Annotated in this window: 16 protein-coding genes and 2 pseudogenes; 7 read left to right on the top strand and 11 right to left on the bottom strand. The window is 62.9% G+C overall.

Annotated elements, in window-relative coordinates; all coding sequences use genetic code 11:
• Position 1: 1 nt before the first annotated feature.
• From EPN80_RS09380 to EPN80_RS09370, 3 genes are all read right to left on the bottom strand, one after another.
• Complete coding sequence (locus tag EPN80_RS09380) at positions 2-1,012, bottom strand: helix-turn-helix domain-containing protein (protein ID WP_293026090.1); 1,011 nt, start codon at positions 1,010-1,012, stop codon at positions 2-4.
• Between the two features lie 74 nt (positions 1,013-1,086).
• Entirely contained in the window at positions 1,087-1,656 is a 570-nt protein-coding gene (locus EPN80_RS09375) for an isochorismatase family protein (protein ID WP_293026088.1), read from the bottom strand.
• Positions 1,657-1,807: 151 nt separating this feature from the next.
• Positions 1,808-2,059 carry a hypothetical protein gene (locus EPN80_RS09370; RefSeq protein WP_293026086.1) on the bottom strand — a complete coding sequence of 84 codons (252 nt, stop codon included), beginning with the start codon at positions 2,057-2,059 and terminating at the stop codon, positions 1,808-1,810.
• 307 nt (positions 2,060-2,366) lie between these two features.
• On the opposite strand from EPN80_RS09370, the pseudogene EPN80_RS21105 reads away from it, so the two are divergent.
• Positions 2,367-2,702, top strand: a pseudogene (locus tag EPN80_RS21105) (collagen-like triple helix repeat-containing lipoprotein); the annotation flags it as partial.
• A gap of 938 nt (positions 2,703-3,640) precedes the next feature.
• Positions 3,641-4,021 (top strand): annotated as a pseudogene (locus EPN80_RS09360) (collagen-like triple helix repeat-containing lipoprotein); the annotation flags it as partial.
• Between the two features lie 60 nt (positions 4,022-4,081).
• Here the strand turns inward: EPN80_RS09360 and EPN80_RS09355 are convergent.
• Both EPN80_RS09355 and argE read right to left on the bottom strand, forming a co-directional pair.
• Positions 4,082-5,074 carry a threonine/serine dehydratase gene (locus tag EPN80_RS09355; protein ID WP_293026082.1) on the bottom strand — a complete coding sequence of 331 codons (993 nt, stop codon included), beginning with the start codon at positions 5,072-5,074 and terminating at the stop codon, positions 4,082-4,084.
• A gap of 115 nt (positions 5,075-5,189) precedes the next feature.
• A complete protein-coding gene (gene argE, locus EPN80_RS09350) occupies positions 5,190-6,371 on the bottom strand; it encodes an acetylornithine deacetylase (protein ID WP_293026080.1) in 1,182 nt (393 codons plus the stop codon).
• 215 nt (positions 6,372-6,586) lie between these two features.
• On the opposite strand from argE, the gene EPN80_RS09345 reads away from it, so the two are divergent.
• The 3 genes from EPN80_RS09345 (at position 6,587) to EPN80_RS09335 (ending at position 9,495) form a co-directional block, all read left to right on the top strand.
• Positions 6,587-7,516, top strand: a complete 930-nt coding sequence (locus EPN80_RS09345; protein ID WP_293026078.1) for an extracellular solute-binding protein — start codon at positions 6,587-6,589, stop codon at positions 7,514-7,516.
• A gap of 90 nt (positions 7,517-7,606) precedes the next feature.
• The gene (locus tag EPN80_RS09340) at positions 7,607-8,404 is read left to right on the top strand and encodes a molybdenum ABC transporter permease (RefSeq protein ID WP_293026076.1); all 798 of its coding nucleotides are present in this window, start codon (positions 7,607-7,609) and stop codon (positions 8,402-8,404) included.
• 2 nt (positions 8,405-8,406) lie between these two features.
• The gene (locus EPN80_RS09335) at positions 8,407-9,495 is read left to right on the top strand and encodes an ABC transporter ATP-binding protein (protein ID WP_293026074.1); all 1,089 of its coding nucleotides are present in this window, start codon (positions 8,407-8,409) and stop codon (positions 9,493-9,495) included.
• Between the two features lie 90 nt (positions 9,496-9,585).
• Here EPN80_RS09335 and EPN80_RS09330 read toward each other — a convergent pair whose 3' ends face one another.
• Both EPN80_RS09330 and EPN80_RS09325 read right to left on the bottom strand, forming a co-directional pair.
• Positions 9,586-10,023 (bottom strand): plastocyanin/azurin family copper-binding protein, encoded by a 438-nt coding sequence (locus EPN80_RS09330; protein ID WP_293026072.1) that lies wholly within the window; start codon positions 10,021-10,023, stop codon positions 9,586-9,588.
• Between the two features lie 352 nt (positions 10,024-10,375).
• Positions 10,376-10,945, bottom strand: coding sequence for a cytochrome b (locus EPN80_RS09325; RefSeq protein WP_293026070.1), 570 nt, complete (start codon positions 10,943-10,945; stop codon positions 10,376-10,378).
• Between the two features lie 551 nt (positions 10,946-11,496).
• Here EPN80_RS09325 and EPN80_RS09320 point away from each other — a divergent pair.
• The gene (locus tag EPN80_RS09320) at positions 11,497-12,024 is read left to right on the top strand and encodes a Spy/CpxP family protein refolding chaperone (RefSeq protein ID WP_293026068.1); all 528 of its coding nucleotides are present in this window, start codon (positions 11,497-11,499) and stop codon (positions 12,022-12,024) included.
• A 152-nt stretch (positions 12,025-12,176) separates the two neighbouring features.
• Here the strand turns inward: EPN80_RS09320 and EPN80_RS09315 are convergent, their stop codons facing one another.
• A complete protein-coding gene (locus tag EPN80_RS09315; RefSeq protein ID WP_293026066.1) occupies positions 12,177-13,124 on the bottom strand; it encodes an aldo/keto reductase in 948 nt (315 codons plus the stop codon).
• Between the two features lie 171 nt (positions 13,125-13,295).
• Here EPN80_RS09315 and EPN80_RS09310 point away from each other — a divergent pair, with 171 nt between their 5' ends.
• Complete coding sequence (locus tag EPN80_RS09310) at positions 13,296-13,994, top strand: AIM24 family protein (protein ID WP_293026064.1); 699 nt, start codon at positions 13,296-13,298, stop codon at positions 13,992-13,994.
• Positions 13,995-14,038: 44 nt separating this feature from the next.
• Here EPN80_RS09310 and EPN80_RS09305 read toward each other — a convergent pair whose 3' ends face one another.
• The 3 genes from EPN80_RS09305 to EPN80_RS09295 all read right to left on the bottom strand — a co-directional run bounded on the left by EPN80_RS09305 (position 14,039) and on the right by EPN80_RS09295 (position 17,816).
• Positions 14,039-15,157, bottom strand: a complete 1,119-nt coding sequence (locus EPN80_RS09305) for a 3-deoxy-7-phosphoheptulonate synthase (protein ID WP_293026062.1) — start codon at positions 15,155-15,157, stop codon at positions 14,039-14,041.
• Positions 15,158-15,250: 93 nt separating this feature from the next.
• Entirely contained in the window at positions 15,251-16,582 is a 1,332-nt protein-coding gene (locus tag EPN80_RS09300; protein ID WP_293026060.1) for an MFS transporter, read from the bottom strand.
• Positions 16,583-16,739: 157 nt separating this feature from the next.
• Positions 16,740-17,816, bottom strand: coding sequence for a porin (locus EPN80_RS09295; protein ID WP_293026058.1), 1,077 nt, complete (start codon positions 17,814-17,816; stop codon positions 16,740-16,742).
• Positions 17,817-17,907: the final 91 nt, after the last annotated feature.

Genomic DNA, 17,907 nt, shown 5'->3' with positions numbered 1-17,907 from the left:
GCTATTTTAGCTTACTGGCGCGGGCCGCCTGCCGCGCCTGTGCTGGCGGCGCCGGGTCGAATTTGTGCCAGACCCGGCGTAATTGACGCCCCGAGCCGAAGCCGGCCCGTTCGGCCACGCGCTCGATGCCGAGCCGCGAATTGGCCAGCAGCTCGCGCGCCAGACCGATCCGTAACCGGTGCACGTAATCAATCGGGTTGGTGCCGACATGCTCGCGGAATAGCCTTGTGAAATGACGCACGCTGGTACAGGCGAGTTCGGCCATATCGGCCGCGCTCCATGGGCGTGCCGGGTCGGCGGTCACAGCATCCTGCACACGGTGAATCGCCGGATGAATGTGATTGCGCCCCTCTAGCCACGGCGACAGTTGGGGGTCGGCCCCGGTGCGGCGCAGATAGGCCACCATGTGGCGAGCCACCGCCACCGCGCATAACGGATCGGTCAAGCGCCCGATAAGATGCAGCATCAAGTCCAACCCTGCGGTGATGCCTGCGCTGGTGTAGATGTTGCCGTCCTCCACATATAGACGGTTGGCGACCACACGGGCCTTTGGGGCGAGTGCCTGCAGTTCGTCACAGTTGCTGTGGTGCGTGGTGCAAAGTCGATCATCGAGCAGTCCTGCGCGAGCGGCCAGCAATGCGCCGGTACATATGCAGGCGAGCCGGTGGTGCGGGCGCACGGTGTCGCGCAGCCATGTCACGGCGTGTGCCTCGGCAGCCGCAACATGCTCGGCATCGAACGGCCGGGCCGCGACGGGCAAGGGGTGCGACACCGTACCGGTCAGCACCAGCAGCGCGTCGTCGGGCAGCGTGACCGGTAGAGGCTCGAACGGACCGAGCGTGAGCCCGATCGACGTATCGAGGGTGGTGCCGGCCGAACTCACGTAGACCAACTCGAAAGCGACCTCGTCCTGCATGTGCCCAGCCATGCGCAGCGCCTCGGCCGGCGCCGCCAGGTCGAGCATCAGGACGTTCGGCGTGACGAGAAAATAAACCGGTTGGCGACGCGGCATGCAAGAGGGCTCCACGAAAACTTGCCGAAAGCGCGCGATGGACTTTTTACGCCACCGCTTGCAGGCAGATTTTGTCACATCTCGCCCAACACCTGCTCGACCGTGGCGATGCGCGCGAAGCGTTGGTGCAGGACCAACTCGGTGCGGGCCTTGATGTCGTCCGCCGAATATACCTGACCGGAAACCGGATGGGTCATCGGAAAGGTCAGCGTCGCCTCGGTGATGTAATCGACCAGATAACCGGCATCTGACGCTGCGCGCGTGGTCGTCTCGCAGCACTGCTCGGTGCGAATGCCCGAGATCAGGAGGCGGCGGATACCGCGCCGGGTCAGCCATGCCTTCAGTGGCGTCCCGGCAAGCGCGCTGTGCACGATCTTGTCGACCACGAAATCAGGCTTGATCGACAGCGGCGCCAGGGTTTTGACGAAACCGGACGCGCGCGAGAACACGCCGGTTTCCTCATGGTGAAACACCTGGACAATCGCCACGCCGCGTGCCGCGCAACCGTCGATCAGGGCCTGCTGCCTGGCGAGATAGGACGGCACATCGGACTCGGCCCAATATGGCCGCTGACGGAATGACTCCTGGGCATCGATCACCAGCAGGGCAGTCTGGGCGGCGGGTATGGTGATGGCGGTGGTCATGAGATCTCCTGGCGTTTTTGATTGAGGAGTCTCCATGGTAGGTGGCAGCGGTGCTGTCGCCTACACCGGGCGCAGACATGATTCGGACGTTTTCAGCCATGACGTGTAGGCGCCTGCGGCGATGTACGGGGTCGCTTCGGGGAGGCGGGGGTTACGTAGCGTGTAACGTAACGAGACATCGCTTTGCGTTCCGTCGGTGCTCGTTCGACGAGGACAGGACATCGGCGACGACCATGCGCGCACCTGTCGCGCGGTCCACGAGCGCTGAATCGATACTTTCGGGGGCGCGCATTTGCTGCATGGCATGGTCTTTGCTCGACAACACCGCCCATCCATAGAAGGGCGTACGGAAATTCGATGTTCTATCGATTTTCCGTTCAAACCATGCAAAGGAGATGTTCATGAGTTTTCCTTATGTTCAAATCAAGCTGCAGCAGGTTGCCGCCGCCGTCCTCACATTGAGCGGCCTGGTCACGGGGGCGTGGGCGCAGTCGCTTCCCGCCTTGCCAATCAGCGCAAATGGCGCCGCGAGTGTGACGCTCGACGGTGCGGCGTCGCCCTTGCCCGTCGGGCTACCGATGCCCGTCGTGGCAATCCAGGCCACGGCCGGCACGGACGGGATCCATTTGAGCAGCACGGTTGGCGGCCAGGCGGTACTGCCGCCGATCGACCTGCCAGGGCTGGGGGCGTTGCCTGGGTTGCCGGTTGGTGCCGGCGGTCCGCTGGCGCCAGTCACTGGCCTTATTGCTAGCCTGACCGGCGCGTTGGGCGGGGCGGCCGGTGGCGGCAATCCGTTGGCGCCGATCTCCGGTGTGGTGTCGGGCGTGACCGGCGCGTTGGGCGGGGCCGCGGGTGGCGGCAATCCGTTGGCGCCGATCTCTGGTGTGGTGTCGGGCGTGACCGGCGCGTTGGGCGGGGCCGCGGGTGGCGGCAATCCGCTGGCGCCGATCTCCGGTGTGGTGTCGGGCCTGACCGGCGCGCTGGCCGGGGCCGGTGGCGGAGTAGTTCCACTGGGTCCCTTGACTACGGTGGCAAGCCGCCTGTGAATTTATCGAGTTAATTAGTTGTGCAACACGCTGCGCGGCAATGTCTGCAATGCCGCGCAGCGCAGACCCGTCCGCGTGTGTTACGTAACGCGCGGTATGTGCAACGTAACGTCTTGCCGCGTCCACTACGGATTTACTGCGCTAATCAGAAATTTTTCCTTTTTTTCGACGAACAGATAAAACGGAGTACTACCTTTTTACGGAATTATCCAGGGGGCATGCATTTTGCACGTGTTGTATTGCTCGCGATGTTCGAGAGCCGCGGCGAGTCGCACGCGCTGCGTGAATACGTCAAAAAGGACAATGCCATGACTACTTTTATTTCCACTTCCAATGCCATGAGGCTCGGTTTGGCGACGGCAATGATTTGCCTTGGAGGCAGTGCAGCTCATGCCCAGAACCCGCTCGATCAGTCAACCATCGACCTCCATGGCAACTTGTCCGCCGGTGCGCCGGGTAGTTCGCTGGCCAACGCGCACTTCGGACTTGTGGACGATACTGAGCTGCCGTCGACGTCGAAGACCGCCACAAGCGCGGGGAGCTCCAACAACCTGTCAAGCGATACCGACGTGTCGTTGGACATGACCCGCAATCAACCCACGGCCAGCGCCCTGGCGTCACCGTTGGCCAATTCCGGGGGGACCAGTGTGCATTCGAGTACGCGTATTCGTTACGCGCCTAAGCCGATGGCGGTCCCGGTGGGTGGCGGAGGGAACGGGTCGCTGGCGGGCCTGAGTGCCGACACCTCCAACAACGTGGTGGTCGATACAAGTGCGTTGCCATTGCCGGTGAGTTTGCCGGTTCCGGTGGTGGCGATACAAAGCATGGTTGGCACGGACGGCGTGCAACTGAGCGAAACGGTTGGCGGCAAGACAATTCTGCCGCCGATTGATCTGCCGGGCCTGGGCGGTTTGCCGGTCTTGTCTGGCGCCACCGGTGGTTTGCTTTCGCCCATTCTCGGGGCGCTTGGCGGTGCGGCCGGTGGTGGTAGCGCGCTGGCGCCGGTCAGCAGCATCGTCTCGAGCGTCACCGGGGCGTTGGGTGGCGCGACCGGCGGTGCCGGCCCGCTGGCGCCGGTCACCGGTGTGGTGTCAGGGTTGACGGGCGCGCTTGGCGGTGCGACCGGCGGTGCCAGCCCGCTGGCGCCGGTCACGGGTGTGGTGTCAGGGTTGACGGGCGCACTAGGCGGTGCGACCGGTGGTGCCGGCCCGCTGGCGCCGGTCACCGGTGTGGTATCGGGGCTCACGGGGGCGCTTGGCGGCGCGACAGGCAGTGGCAGTCCGGCTGCGCCGCTCGCCGGTGTACTCGGCAAGCTGTGAAGCGGATCCCGGCGTAGTGCGCGCGGCCGGCGCTGATACGCGGCCGCGCGCTTCATGGCTTCACGCCTGCGCGCGCGCTGCCTCCAGGTGTTTGGCGAAGGTTGCCGGATCGGTATTTGTGCCGCACAGCAGCACACCTACCCGCTTGCCGGCCAGCGGCTCGCGCAACGGCCCCAGCAGCGCCGCGGTGGCTGCGGCGCAAGCCGGCTCGACCGCCAGCTTCAGTTGTTCGAACAGGCGCAGCATAGCGTGGCGAAGCTCATCGTCGGACACGGTCACCAGCCGGTCGACGTGCTTGTGGCACAGCGCATAGCTGTACAACTCCGTATGCGGCGCCATCAGGCTGTCGGCAATACTCTGCATCGGTCCCATTTTGATCGGCCCGGCCGCCGCGAAGCTGCGGCTCATCGCATTGGCGCCCTCGGGTTCCACGCCGAACACCTGGCAGTGCGGGGCGAGCGCCTTGATGGCCGTCGATACGCCCGCCATCAGTCCGCCGCCGCCGATCGGAACGACGACCGCATCGAGTTCGCCGGCCTGCGATAGCCACTCATGGCCAAGCGTGGCGGTACCCAGCACCGTACGGTAGCCATTGAACGGGTGCACGAAAAAGCGTCCCTCGCGCGCCTCGATCTCATGCACCGTGTCGAACGCCTGTTGACCATTCTCGGCCAGCACGACCTCGGCGCCGAACTGCCGGCATAAGGCGATTCGCGCCGGGCTGGCAGTCTTGATCATCACCACCTTGGCGCCGATGCCCAGCCGCATCGCCGCATAGGCGACAGCGACCGCGTGATTGCCGGCCGACACGCAGGTCACGCCCGCGCCGCGTGCCTCATCGTCAAGCGCCAGTAAATTCGAAAATGCGCCGCGTGCCTTGAAAGTCCCGCTGGCCTGCAGCAGTTCAAACTTGAAATTGATCGTTGTGCCGTCGAGCGAAGCGAAGTCGGTTTTATCCATCACGGGGGTGGCGCGCACGTACGGCGCCAGCAATGCGTGCTGGTCTGCGATGGCTTCGCGAGTGGGAACGGGCTGATTATCGATTTCGTTCATGGGCGAGGAGGAAGAAGCCTATGGGAGACTTGCGAGGTTAGGGTGCCGGCCACCGCATCAGATGACCGGCGTAGCGGCGATCATCCGGGCGCCATGCCCGGATACGGCGGGCGCCTTATTGCGCGCTCATGCTGTGAATAACCTTGCGCAGGAAGCCTTCGCATGCCTCGATCTGTTCCAGCGCGACGAATTCATTGGGCTTGTGGGCCTGCTGAATGTCGCCCGGGCCGCATACCACCGCCGGAACGCCGGCTTGCTGGAACTGGCCGGCCTCCGTACCGTAGGCCACTTTGCGCTTGTCGTTGTCGGCGGTGAGCGCACGAACCAATTGCGTAATCGCTGCCTGCTCCGACGCGTCGAGCGACGGAGCCGCTGCGACCGGCGTCAATTCAATGTTGGCATCGGGATGCTCGCGCTGCATTTTGGGCAATAGCGTGCCGTGCGCATAGTCATGGATGCGTGCGTAGATGGCGGGCGCATCGATGCTCGGCAGATTACGGTATTCGAAGGTGAACTCGCAGAAATCGGGAATCGTGTTGAGCGCGATGCCGCCCTTGATGACACCGGTCTGCGCGGTCGTGAAAGGCACGTCGAAGGCTTCGTCGAACGGTCCGTTAGCGCGCAGTTCGTCGGCGACGTCGCGGATGTAGCAGATCAGCCGGGCCGCATACTCGATGGCGTTGACGCCATGGGGCGTGAGCGACGAATGCGCTGCCTTGCCGTGCACGCAGCAGCGGTAGGCGTTGATGCCCTTGTGCGCGACGATCACGCGCATCGAGGTCGGCTCGCCGACGATGCAGCCGTCGGGCTTGATGCCGCGCGCCTTCAGGTCGGCCAGCATGACCGGTGCGCCGACGCAGCCGACTTCCTCGTCGTACGACAACGCGAAATGCAGCGGCTGCCTGAGGCTGGCCTTTTGCATCTCGGGCAGCAGCGTCAAGGCGGTGCCGATAAAGCCCTTCATATCGCAGGTGCCGCGCCCGTAGAGCTTGCCGTCTCTGACCACCGGGGCAAACGGGTCGGAGTCCCACGGCTGACCGTCGACCGGCACCACGTCGGTGTGGCCGGACAAGACAATGCCGCCTTGCGTGTTGCCGTTTGCCGCCGGCACGGTGGCGAACAGGTTGGCCTTGCGGCCGGTGGCGTCGTAGCTCAGGAGCGCCTCGATGCCGGCGCCGCGCAAATGGTCGCGCACCAGCTCAATCAGGCCCAGGTTGGATTCCCGACTGGTGGTATCGATGCTCACGAGCTTCTTGATCCAGTCCAGCGAGGCGGGGATGTTTGCGGCAGAAGTCATTGGAATCGCTCCGTTTTCGATCGGCCCATCATAGCCCGGATTGCTTTATATGTGAATTAGTTGTGCCCCTTTTGGCCCGTCGCAGGCCAACGAGCCTTTACGGTGACTCCGGTTAACCGTAATATACGCGTGTTTATAACGGTGCTTTTTACCTATACCCGCCGGACACTTGGCCATGGGCGCGGGTTGTTGCAGTCAACCTGGAGAGATTTCCGATGAGACGTTCGCAGTTATCGCACTGGGCGGCCGCGCTGCTGCTGGGTGCAGGACTTTGGTGTGCAACCGTATCGGCCGAGGCCGCCGATACGTTGCGAGTGGCCTACGCGGGTTCGATGGGCGTAGTGATGGACCGCTTCATCGGCCCGGCATTCGCCAAGGCCAATCATGTGCAATATCAGGGTATCGGACAGGGTGCCTACGGATTGGCGCACCGGCTCGAGGGCAGGCTGCTGCAAGCCGATGTGTTCATTTCGATCACGCCGGGGCCGATCGACATCCTGAAAAAGGCTGGCATGGTGGGGATCGCGCAACCGGTCGCCAGCACGCAGATGGTCATTACCTACAGTCCGAAGAGCAAATTCGCCCCCGCGCTGGAAGCTGCCGCGCGAGGCGAAAAGCCCTGGTACGAGGTGCTGACGACGCCGGGGCTGCGCTTTGGGCGCACCGATCCGGCCACCGATCCGCAGGGGCGCAATATCATTTTCACGATGCTGTTGGCGCAGCATTACTACAAGCAGCCCGGGCTGGCCCAGCGGATTCTTGGCGGCATCGACAACCGGCGGCAAATTTTTGCCGAACCATCGCTGCTCTCACGCCTGGAGGCCGGCCAGCTCGACGCTTCCTCCGGTTACCTGAGTGCGGCGCAGTCGCACCATTTGCCCTACATCAAGCTGCCTGACGAAATCAACCTGAGCAATCCGGCCATGCAGGCGAGCTGGTACGACAGCGCGCACTTCAGCATCACGTTGCCCAGCGGCAAGACGAGCCAGCTGGGCACGCAGCCTCTGGTGTTTTATGCAGTGGTGCTCAACGACAGCAAGCAGCACGCACTGGCGGAAAAATTCGTCAAATTCCTGCAAAGCCCGGCAGGTCGGAAGATGCTCGCCGAACAGGGTTACAGCGCGCCAAAGGGTGGCCCGATCTGAACCGGGCGATGCCTTAAATAATCGGGCGGGCCGGTGCGGATTTGTGTATGCTCGGCGTCGTTCCAGGCATACCGCGGGGGTAAGGGTTTCATGAGCGCGCAGGTTGATCTTCAAGTGTCCGATGGCCTGCCGCGCGCGCGCGCGCCGGCACTGCTTGGCGCGCTTACCCTGCTGCTGATTGCCGGACCGTTCATCGGGCTGGCCTGCGTCACTCCGTGGCGCGATTTCCACTTCTTTCCGGGCGACACCCGCGCGATTGCCGTGTCGCTCGTCTACAGCCTGCTGTCGCTGGGGTTGATCATCGCATTCGGCACGCCGTTGGCATGGTGGTTGGCGCGCCACGCGTTTCGCGGCAAATGGCTGCTCGAGGCCGTCATTTTGCTGGCCTTGCTGACGCCGCCTTTGGCCATGGGCATTTTGCTGGCCACGCTGTACGGCCCCTATGGCCCGGCCGGCAGCCTGGCCGCGCGTGCCGGCGTGGAGCTGACCAATTCCGCGCCGGCCTTCATCCTGGCGCAGTGCTATGGCGCCTTGCCGTATTTTGTCGTCGCGGCGCGCGCGGCTTTCGAAGGGGTGCCGCGCGAGCTCGAGCACATCGCGCTCACGCTGGGCAAAACTCCCTGGCAAACCTTCTGGCTGGTCAGCATGCCGCTGGCTCGGCTGGGACTGGCCGCGGGGGTGGCGCTTGCCTGGGTGCGTGCGCTTGGCGAGTTTGGCGTGGTCCTGATCGTGGCCTATTACCCGCAGGGCATACCGGTCAAATTGTGGGTCAACCTGCAGGATATCGGCCTGCCGGCGGTGTATCCGCTGCTGTGGGTGTTCTTCCTGGTGGCGATGCCGCTGCCGCTGATTCTTGGCTTGGCCTCACGTCGCCAGCGTCTTTTCTAAGCATGCGCATCGACTACCGTATCGATCATCCCGTGCGGCTCGAGGCCCGTTTCGACGTCATCGGCTTTACCGTGCTGCTGGGGCAGAGCGGCGAGGGCAAGACAACGCTGCTGCGGGCGATCGCCGGCCTGTTGCCCGCGCAGGGAGAGCCGTTCGGCGGCATGCCGCCGCAGCACCGCGCGATCGGCTACCTGCCGCAGGGTTATGCGCTGTTTCCACACTTGCGCGCCTGGGAGAACGTCGCCTTCGCCTTGTCCGGGCCGCGACGCCGAACCCACGCGCTCGAACTGCTCGCCCGCGTACAGCTCGCGCAGGTAGCCGACGCCTATCCGTCGGCGCTCTCCGGCGGTCAGCAGCAGCGCGTGGCGCTGGCCCGCGCACTGGCTCGCAAGCCTCAGCTGCTGCTGCTCGACGAGCCGACCTCCGCGCTCGACGCGGCCACCCGCGACGAGGTGATGGCCGAGCTGATTTCCGAGACGCACGACTTCGGCCTGCCTACCCTGGCGGTCAGCCATGATCCGCATCTGGCGGTGCTGGCCGATCATGTCGCCGTGATGAGTGGCCGGCGCATCGCCCAGGAGGGCGCCCCTGCTGACGTTCTGGCGCGACCCAACGGGGTGGCGGTGGCGCGCTTGCTGGGGCATCGCAACCTGTTCACGGGGCGAATCGAAGGGCATGTGCCGCAAGCGGGCGTCACCCGCCTGCGCTGGGAGGGTGCCGATGCGGTTGTTCTGCAGATCCCGCTGCAGCCTGATTTGGCGGTGGGGCGGATGGTGCACTGGATGATTGCACCGGAAGCGGTGCAGCTCGAGGCGAATGCGTCCGCCAATGAAAATCGCGTACCGGCGCGTGTGGAAAACCTCCTCAACCTTGGCGGGCATTATCAAGTGGCGTTGCGTTGCGGCACCGAGCAGTTGTGGCTGGCCGTGCCGAGCGAGCGGGTGCGCTACCACCGACTGGCGCGCGGCGCCGAGATTGCCGTGACGTTGTGCCGTACCGGATTACTGTGCTGGTCCCAGCCGATGGATGCCGCCGTTCGGACCCGCGGGCCCGGCGAATCGGGGAGCACTTCGTCGCGGGCCGCCCGCTGAGTTGTCGCACAGCATAGTGCCACGCCAGCGGGCGTGCCGGTACGTAAAGCCGCGGGCTGTCGCCGGCGCGCGAGTGAGGCGCCGGCGGGTCTACTTGACGGTCAGCGTGGCCACCATATTTTCTTTGTAATGCCCGGGCTCATTGCAGAAGGCCACATAGCGGCCGGGTTTGAGCACGAAGCGTGCGGTGACTGTTTCGTGAGGATTCAAATCTTCGACGCCGACCATCTTGGTCAGTTTGTCCTCTTCGACCTGCTGCGCCTTGGCATCATAGGGCAGGGCCTTCGGGCTACCTTTCCAGGGCTCGATCATGAATTCATGCTTCATGTCGGGCGATAAATTTTCGATCGTGAATTCCACTGGTCCGGCTGGCACGGTGGTGCGACTGAGGGTGAGCGACATCTTGCCGTTATTCTGATTGGTGAGCTTGACGGTGACCGATGGCGGCTCGGAAGCGACCGCGGCGGTGGCCGCCAGCGCCAACGCGACGGCGATCAGGGGATGGCACATCATGGAAGAACGACGCATGGCAAACCTCTGCATAAAAGATTGAAGGAAGCGCGTCGTTGGTTTTGTTTGCGTGCTCGACGCCTTCACCCTCGATGCGCGTCATCCGCGTTTATTTGCGTTGTGCGCGAATGACGAGCCCAGCGTAGTCATGCAGACTTAGCGCCGACTTAGTCTGCGGGTATTACCTAGGTCGGACTCGTTGCGTTTTGACTGCATGGGAATTTATGTCGAACGCGCATTATTGCAGGGAATGAAATTATTCATTGCGTTGGCAGCGATTTTTCTTCACTGAGCTGCGCAATCGACGGATCCTGTCGATGACGAAACCAGCCCACCGCTTGCGGTGGGCTTTTGATGAGGATGCCGACGCTTACTTTTCATCCGGATGATTGAGCGGCAGCCAGCGCGGCAACATCGATGCGAGCACGCCGTCCTTGAGCACGAAGTGATGAAAAATCGCTGCCAGCGCGTGCAATCCGGCTAGCCACATGACCGTATCGCCCAACCAGCCATGCAGTTCGGAGATGGTTTCGCCGAGGTCGTGCGATTGGCCGATGAGCGGCGCGACCTGCACGCCGCCGAGCAGCGTCAGCGAATGGCCTTCAAGCCATGTGCCGGTGATGGCGCTCACTGGCAATGCGAACAGCAGCAAGTAAAGCACCCACTGCAAGGTTTTGGCCGCCAGCCCCATCCAGCGTGACACTTCGGGCGGATCGGGCCGTTTGTCGACCAAACGCCACAAGACGCGCACGATGACCAGTGCGAGCACGCACAGGCCCAGGGTCTCGTGCAGTTGCCGGCCGCCATCGCGCGCCGCCGAATAAATACGCTCTTCGGAGCCGCCCGGGCCGTAGAGAAAAGCGATCAACACCAATATCGCGGTGGCCCAGTGAAAGAACTGCGCGACCGAGCCGTAGCGTGTCAGCGTGCGGTGTGCCATGGTGCTTCTCCTCATGTGTCGAAAGCAGTCGGATTTTCATACAGGCCGACGATATTCTGGCGCATCTCTTGCCATCGCGTTTGATTGTCGTCAAGTGGTGTGGTCATTGGCGGGCCTTGCCGGTACCGGGCCGGATCGCTGATATACTCCAGCGATGCAGCAAAATTTCCGAGAGCGTTGCGCAGCTATCCATTGTTTCACCGCAGCTCGATTGCCCGGTCCGCAGCCGGCCAGGCGCCAGTGAGTCGGTTCACTGACGTGAGACGGGCAACGGCTCGTAAATCGTTGGGGGTAGGTGATTCATGCCAGGAATTTCTCAATGCTTCCGATGGCGGTGTTTATCTCCGATGGCGGCTGTCGCCGCGATCCATCAAGCGCCGTCAAAATATCCACTCGCGCCAGGCTTTCAACGAGACGGCAATCCGTCCGACGCCTGAGCGTCGCCACACGACAAGAGACCAGAGCCGTACGGCGGGGCCCCAACCGAGCATTCAGCAATCGGCCAGGCTCAACCGTTTGATCAATCCATCCATCGATTTGGGCTTCATAACATGAAAAATTCTCTCGTTCGTCATGCCGCAGTGCCCGTCCTTCTGACGCTGTCTTTTCTGACAACCTCCGCGTGGGCGCAAACGTCGCCTTCGCCCAAGGCGCCCGAGTCCCGCGCCGCGGAATATGCACAGAACCATGCGAAAAGCCACGAAGACTATGTGGAACGTCGCATCAACCGCCTATACAGTCAACTCAAGATCACGCTCGAGCAGGCACCGCAATGGTCGGCCTTCGCTCAGACGATGCGTGACAACGCCAAGCGCATTGACGACGCATTCAAGGCGCGAGCCGAAAAGCTGCCGACCATGAACGCCGAGGAATCGTTGAACTCCTACGCGGAACTGGCGCAAATGCATGCCGAAAACATGCAGAAGCTGTCCACCTCGTTCAATGCGCTGTATGCGACGATGTCCGAACCGCAGAAGCAGATCGCCGACAAGCTGTTCCGCAAGCCTTACCGCCATGCCCGCGACCACGGTCGACGCGAACACGGCGCGCGCAAACCGGCGATGGCGCCCAAGCAATAACCCGCCGCCGGAGATGCGGCGCGCATGCCGGTGCATGCGGCACGCGCGAGGAAAAAAACAAACCCCGCCGACCTGCCGGCGGGGTTTGTCGTTTCCAGGCGCCACTGATCGGTGGCGCGGCCGCCCGGCAGGGTATATGAATCGCCTGGTTGTCAATACATGCTGGCCCGGTCGAGTTGCGCGATATCCTCGGCGTGCAGTTTCAGTTCGAGCGCGGCCCCCAGCGCTGCGAGCTGCTCGAGCGAGGTAGCGCTGGCGATCGGCGCGGTGATGCTGGGACGCGCCATTTCCCAGGCAAGCGTCACCGCCGTGGGCGTGCTGTTGTATCGCGCAGCTACTTCGTCGAGTGCGGCCAGGATGCGCAGGCCGCGCGCATCGAGATAATGCCCGACCCGTTCGCCGCGCGTGCTTTTGCGCAAGTCGTCGCGTGAGCGGTATTTGCCGCTCAGGAAACCGCTGGCCAGCGCGTAGTAATTCATCACCCCCAGCTTGAGCGCGACGGCGGTCGGCTCGACATCGCGCTCGTAGGTCGCACGATCGTACAGGTTGTATTCGGGCTGCACGACTTGGTAAGCGGGCAGGCGGTACCGCCGGGCGATTTCGGCGGCTTCGTGCAGGCGCGCCCCGCTGTAATTCGAGGCGCCGATGATGCGCACCTTGCCGGCTTCGATCAGCCGCTGATAGGCGTCGAGCGTTTCTTCCAGGCGCGCGCTGTCGGGCAGGTCGTAGTGCGAAAAATAGAGATCGATGTAGTCGGTCTGCAAGCGGCGCAGCGAGTCGTCGACCGCCTGCAGGATGTTCTCGCGCGAGAGTCCCGGCCGGGCCGCGTGCCGGCCGACCTTGGTGGCGATCACGACGTCGGCGCGCTTGCCGGTGCGCGCCAGCCATTTGCCGATGATGGTCTCGGACTCGCCGCCCCGATTGCCGGGCACCCAGGCCGAATACACGTCCGCCGTATCGATGAAATTGATGCCGTGGTCGGCCAGCGCATCGAGCAGCGAGAATGACGTCGCCTCGTCGGCCGTCCAGCCAAACACGTTACCGCCGAAAGCCAGCGGGGAGACCTCAATCTCCGATGTGCCGAGGGTTCTCAATATCATGGCCGGGCTCCTTTGATCAGTCGGTATGTCGAGTCATGTTACGCCAGAGCGCCCGGCTCGTGCAGCCTCTGTGCCGAGCCAGGCACGGACGCGCTACCATAGCCGCTGGCGCGGGCTATCGGACAGGATTACCTGCCGCGCGCCGCTTGCCAACCTCATCAAGGAATGCCAATGAACGAGCTGCCGCGCCTGATGCCCACCCAAATCTCCCAGGAAACGTTCGGAGGGGTGACCTACCATATTGACGGCGAATTAGTGCCGGTACTGTCGGTCGACGTATCGCAGAAAGAAGTCTATTTCGAGCATCACATCCTGCTCTGGAAGCATCCCAGCGTCAGAATTGGCCTGCGCGCGATGCGCGGCGCGCTCAAGCGCATGATGGCCGGCATGCAGGTATTCGTTACCGAAGCGAGCGGACAGGGCATCATCGCCTTCAGCCGCGACGGCGCCGGGCACATCGTGCCGCTGCACTTGAAAAAGGGAGAAGAGATTCACGTGCGGGAGCACCAGTTTCTGGCTGCCACGAGCGACATCGAATATACGTTCGAGCGCGTGCGCGGCGTCTCCAACATGCTGTTCGGGCAAAGCGGTTTCTTTATCGACAAGTTCCGCGGTGCCGCCGGCGAGGGAGTGCTGTGGCTGCATGGCTACGGCAACGTGTTCGAGAAGATACTGGCGCCGGGAGAATCGATCGACATCGAGCCGGGTGGCTGGCTCTACAAGGACGCCGGCGTGCAGATGGAAACCCGGGTGGACCGCCTGAGCAGCGGCCTGTTCGGCGCCAATGTTAACTTCATCGTCAATCGGTTCACCGGTCCGGGCAGAGTCGGCATCCAGTCGATGTATCTGCATATGCCGACGGCCGAATAAGCGAGACGGCGGCGCTGCGCCGCCGTCGTGCCGCTGCCCCGGCCCTACGCCGTGCGGCGCTGGCGCACCGCTTCGGCCAGCGCCGCCAGCACCGGCTCGGTCTGGCTCCAGGCCAGGCAGGCATCGGTGATCGACACGCCGCGCCGCAGCGGCACGCCTGGCTTGAGATCTTGCCGGCCTTCCTCCAGATGGCTTTCGATCATCACGCCCATGATGCGGCGCTCCCCGCCGGCCAGTTGACTGGCGATGTCGCGCGCTACCTCGACCTGACGCAGATGCGATTTGTTGGAGTTGGCGTGCGAACAGTCAATCATCACTTGCTCGCGCAGGCCGAGCGCGCGCAGCGCCGCGCAACTGGCCTCGACCGACGCGCTGTCGTAATTCGGGCCATGCTTGCCGCCGCGCAGGATCACGTGCGCCGCGTCATTGCCGCGTGTCTCGAAGATGGCCGCCAGGCCCATCTTGGTCATGCCCATGAAGGCGTGGCTTGCCCGTGCGGCAACGATCGCATCGGCGGCGACCTGCACGCCGCCATCGGTGCCGTTCTTGAAGCCGATCGGGCAGCTCAGTCCCGACGCCAGTTGCCGATGGCTCTGGCTTTCCGTGGTGCGCGCGCCGATCGCGCCCCAGGCGATCAGGTCGGCGATGTATTGCGGGCTCAACAGATCGAGAAATTCGGTCGCGGTGGGCAGGCCCAGGCCGTTGATCTCGAGCAGCAGCTCGCGCGCCCGGCGCAGCCCTTCATTGATGCGGAAGCTCCCGTCCAGCCGCGGGTCGTTGATATAGCCCTTCCAGCCCACGGTCGTACGCGGCTTTTCGAAATACACCCGCATGACGATCAGCAGGTCCTGGCGCAGCGCGTCGGCCGCATGCTTGAGCCGATGCGCGTAGTCGATGGCTTGTTCGTGGTCGTGAATCGAGCAGGGGCCAACCACCGCCAGCAGGCGGTCGTCGCGTCCGGCGAGCACCGCGGCAATGGCCGCCCGGCTGTCCTCGACCAGCGCCAGTACCGCCGGCGGCACGGGCAATTCGTCCTGCAAAAGCGCCGGTGAGATCAGCGGGCGCACTGCGCCGATGCGCACGTCGTCGATGCGGGTCGTGTCCTGGGTCGAGTCGGCGGAGCCGGCCTCTTTGTCATGCGTGGGATTGTCGATCAGATTCAAGATAGTCCTCGGGGCTGCGGCAGAGCAGCCCCGATTATCGCACTGGCGCAGCAAGGACATGCGAAACGGCGATTTCCACGGCGGGACTGGCGCTCAGTGCTGTCTTGTCGCCCCAGCCTCGGCGAGGCCGGTTCGCGGAGCCCGGGCGAGGCGAAGCAAGGCTAGCATCCCTGCCATCAGCAGCATGGCGACAACCGAGAGGCCGCCGTAGATGTTGCCTGTGTGGGTTCGGATCGTGCCGATCAACACGGGACTAACGATGCCGCCCAAAGAGCCAAGCGTAGTGATGACCGCGATGCCGCTCGCTGCCGCACCGCCTTCGAGGTATGCGGCCGCAATTGTCCAGAACAGGCTCAACACCGAATAAATGCAAGCGGAGGCGATACTCAACAGTATGGCTGTCCATATCGCGCTGTGCGCCACAAATTGCAACAGCAGGAAGCTGACAGCCGTCGCCAAGCCACAGCCGGTAACATGCCAGCGGCGCTCCATTCGGTAATCGGAGCTGCGTCCGACGAGCACCACTCCGATCGCTGAGATGATGGAAATGACCCCACTCAGCCAGCCGATATTGCCGATCTGCTGAATGCCAATTTGGCGCAGCAGACTTGGAATCCAGAAGCCGACGGCGTTCAGGCACATGACTATGGTTACATAGATACAGGCCAGCAAATAGACTCGTGGATTACGCAACACGTCACGCAAGCTTGCCGGCACGGCGTCGACCGCACGGCGCCGTGCGATGCTGGCATCGAGCTCGGTGTCGAGCAACGTCTTCTCGGCCGGGGTGAGCCATGATGCCTGCTGAGGGCGATCGGTGATGACCCGCAGCGACAACATGCCGAGCAAGATGGCCAGCACTCCCTCGACCAGAAATAGCCATTGCCAGCCGCGCAAGCCAAGGATGTGGTGCATATGTCCCATGATCGCGCCGGAGAGCGGGCCGCCGATCACGCCGGCCATCGGCAGCGCCACGACGAACAGGCTGGTGATGCGCCCGCGCCGGTGATCGGGAAACCAATAGCTCAGGTACAGGATGACGCCGGGGAAGAAGCCGGCCTCGGCCGCACCCAGCAGAAATCTCAGCAAATAAAGCGTCGGCGCATTACTCACGAACATCAGCAACACGGTGATTGCGCCCCAAGATACCATGATGCGCAATAGCGTCTTGCGTGCGCCAATGCGAGCCAGCAGCAGGTTACTGGGAACCTCGAACATCATGTGGCCAGCGAAGAACATGCCGGCCGCGATCCCGAAAATTTCGTTGTTCAGTTGCAGATCCTGCAACAACTGCAGCTTTGCAAATCCGATGTTGACGCGATCGACGAAATTGACCACATAGCAGAGAAACAGGAACGGCACGATGCGCCATGCGATCTTGCGGTAGGTCGCGTCCTCCTGCGGGGACAAAGCGGAATTTTGCATAAGGGCTTCCGGTATCTTCGTTCGGCCGTCGCGTTTTGTCGTGACTGGCGAGCGTTTGTGGAACGACGTCTTGGGCGCTGGCGTGATCTATAAGTGTTTGAGGATGGGCTGTAACCAACGATGCCGCGCGTCGGCAAGAGCATCGTTGTCGTCCGCCTCAAAACCGGTGACGTATCCCGATGCGCGTCGCGAATTGATTCTCCGAGGAAGAGAACCCATGAAAACTGCCGGGCGAGGCAATCAAAAACAGGCCGGCACCCGTCCGGGCATTGTTCGAATGCTGAAAGAAGGCGCCGAAATAGACATCCGTACTCTTGGAAAAATGGTAGTCGATCGTGGTGTTGATCTGATGGTATGGGTGCCCGGCATAGGTTGTATACGTATAGCTGCCACCATAGCTAATCGCGGATGTCCATTGGTAGACCGCCCCTAGCTCATAGTTGTCGATGATGGCGTTGCCGCCTCCGTTGACGTTGGCCACGCGTGTGGACGTGATGTTGCCGAATGCCGTCAGTCGATGAAAATAGTAGCGTCCTCCGAGGCCCATGGTGCGCAGCGAGTCGCCGCCCAGCGCTTGAGTCGCGAGACTGCCAGTGCGGCCGTTGGCGTTGGTGTAGGCCGCGTCCAACGCTAATGCGCCGCGGCGGTAAGTTGCGCCGAAGCTGACGAGACGCGGCGCTGTGGTAGTCCCGGCGAAGGCGCCCGGCACATTGCTGAAGCCGTAGAGGGCGCCGAGTTTGAGTCCGTCGAGATTGGGCGCCACGTATCTGACGGCGTTGTCCACTCGCTCACCCGCGATGCGGTCGGCGTCCAGAAAATGAAAACTATACGCGGTGGAGACTTGCACCGCCGCTGTGTCGAAAAGCAATGCCGTGCGCATAAAGTCGTATTGCCGCCCGAATGTGAGTTGGCCGGCCGAAGCGGAGGCAAGGCCGACGAACGCCTGCCGACCAAACTCCCGTCCGCCCTGGCCCAGGGCGCCGTTATCCAGGCTGAAGCCATTCTCAAGCAGGAAGATCGCTTTGAGGCCATCGCCGAGATCTTCGGTCCCGCGCAGCCCCCAGCGATTTCCTTGCATTACGCCCGTGTCCTCCACTACGGTGCTGGCGCCCCCCTTGTTGTTCACGTAGGTCACACCTGCGTCCAGGACGCCATAAAGCTGAACATGACTTTGTGCGTGTGCGATTGCCGTCGCCATACAAGCCAAAATTGGCACCAAATATTTTTTCTGCATGTTGTCTCCTGCGGTTAATTATTTTTTACTACTAATTTTTTTAAAAAAATGCTAGCCTTGGCCGGCGCCGGCCAGGATATTCACGGTCTTC

The sequence above is a fragment of the Pandoraea sp. genome (genome assembly GCF_004297875.1).
GTDB lineage: Bacteria > Pseudomonadota > Gammaproteobacteria > Burkholderiales > Burkholderiaceae > Pandoraea.
The sequence above is the reverse complement of the archived record's forward strand: the minus strand, read 5'-3'. Positions and strand labels throughout refer to the sequence as shown.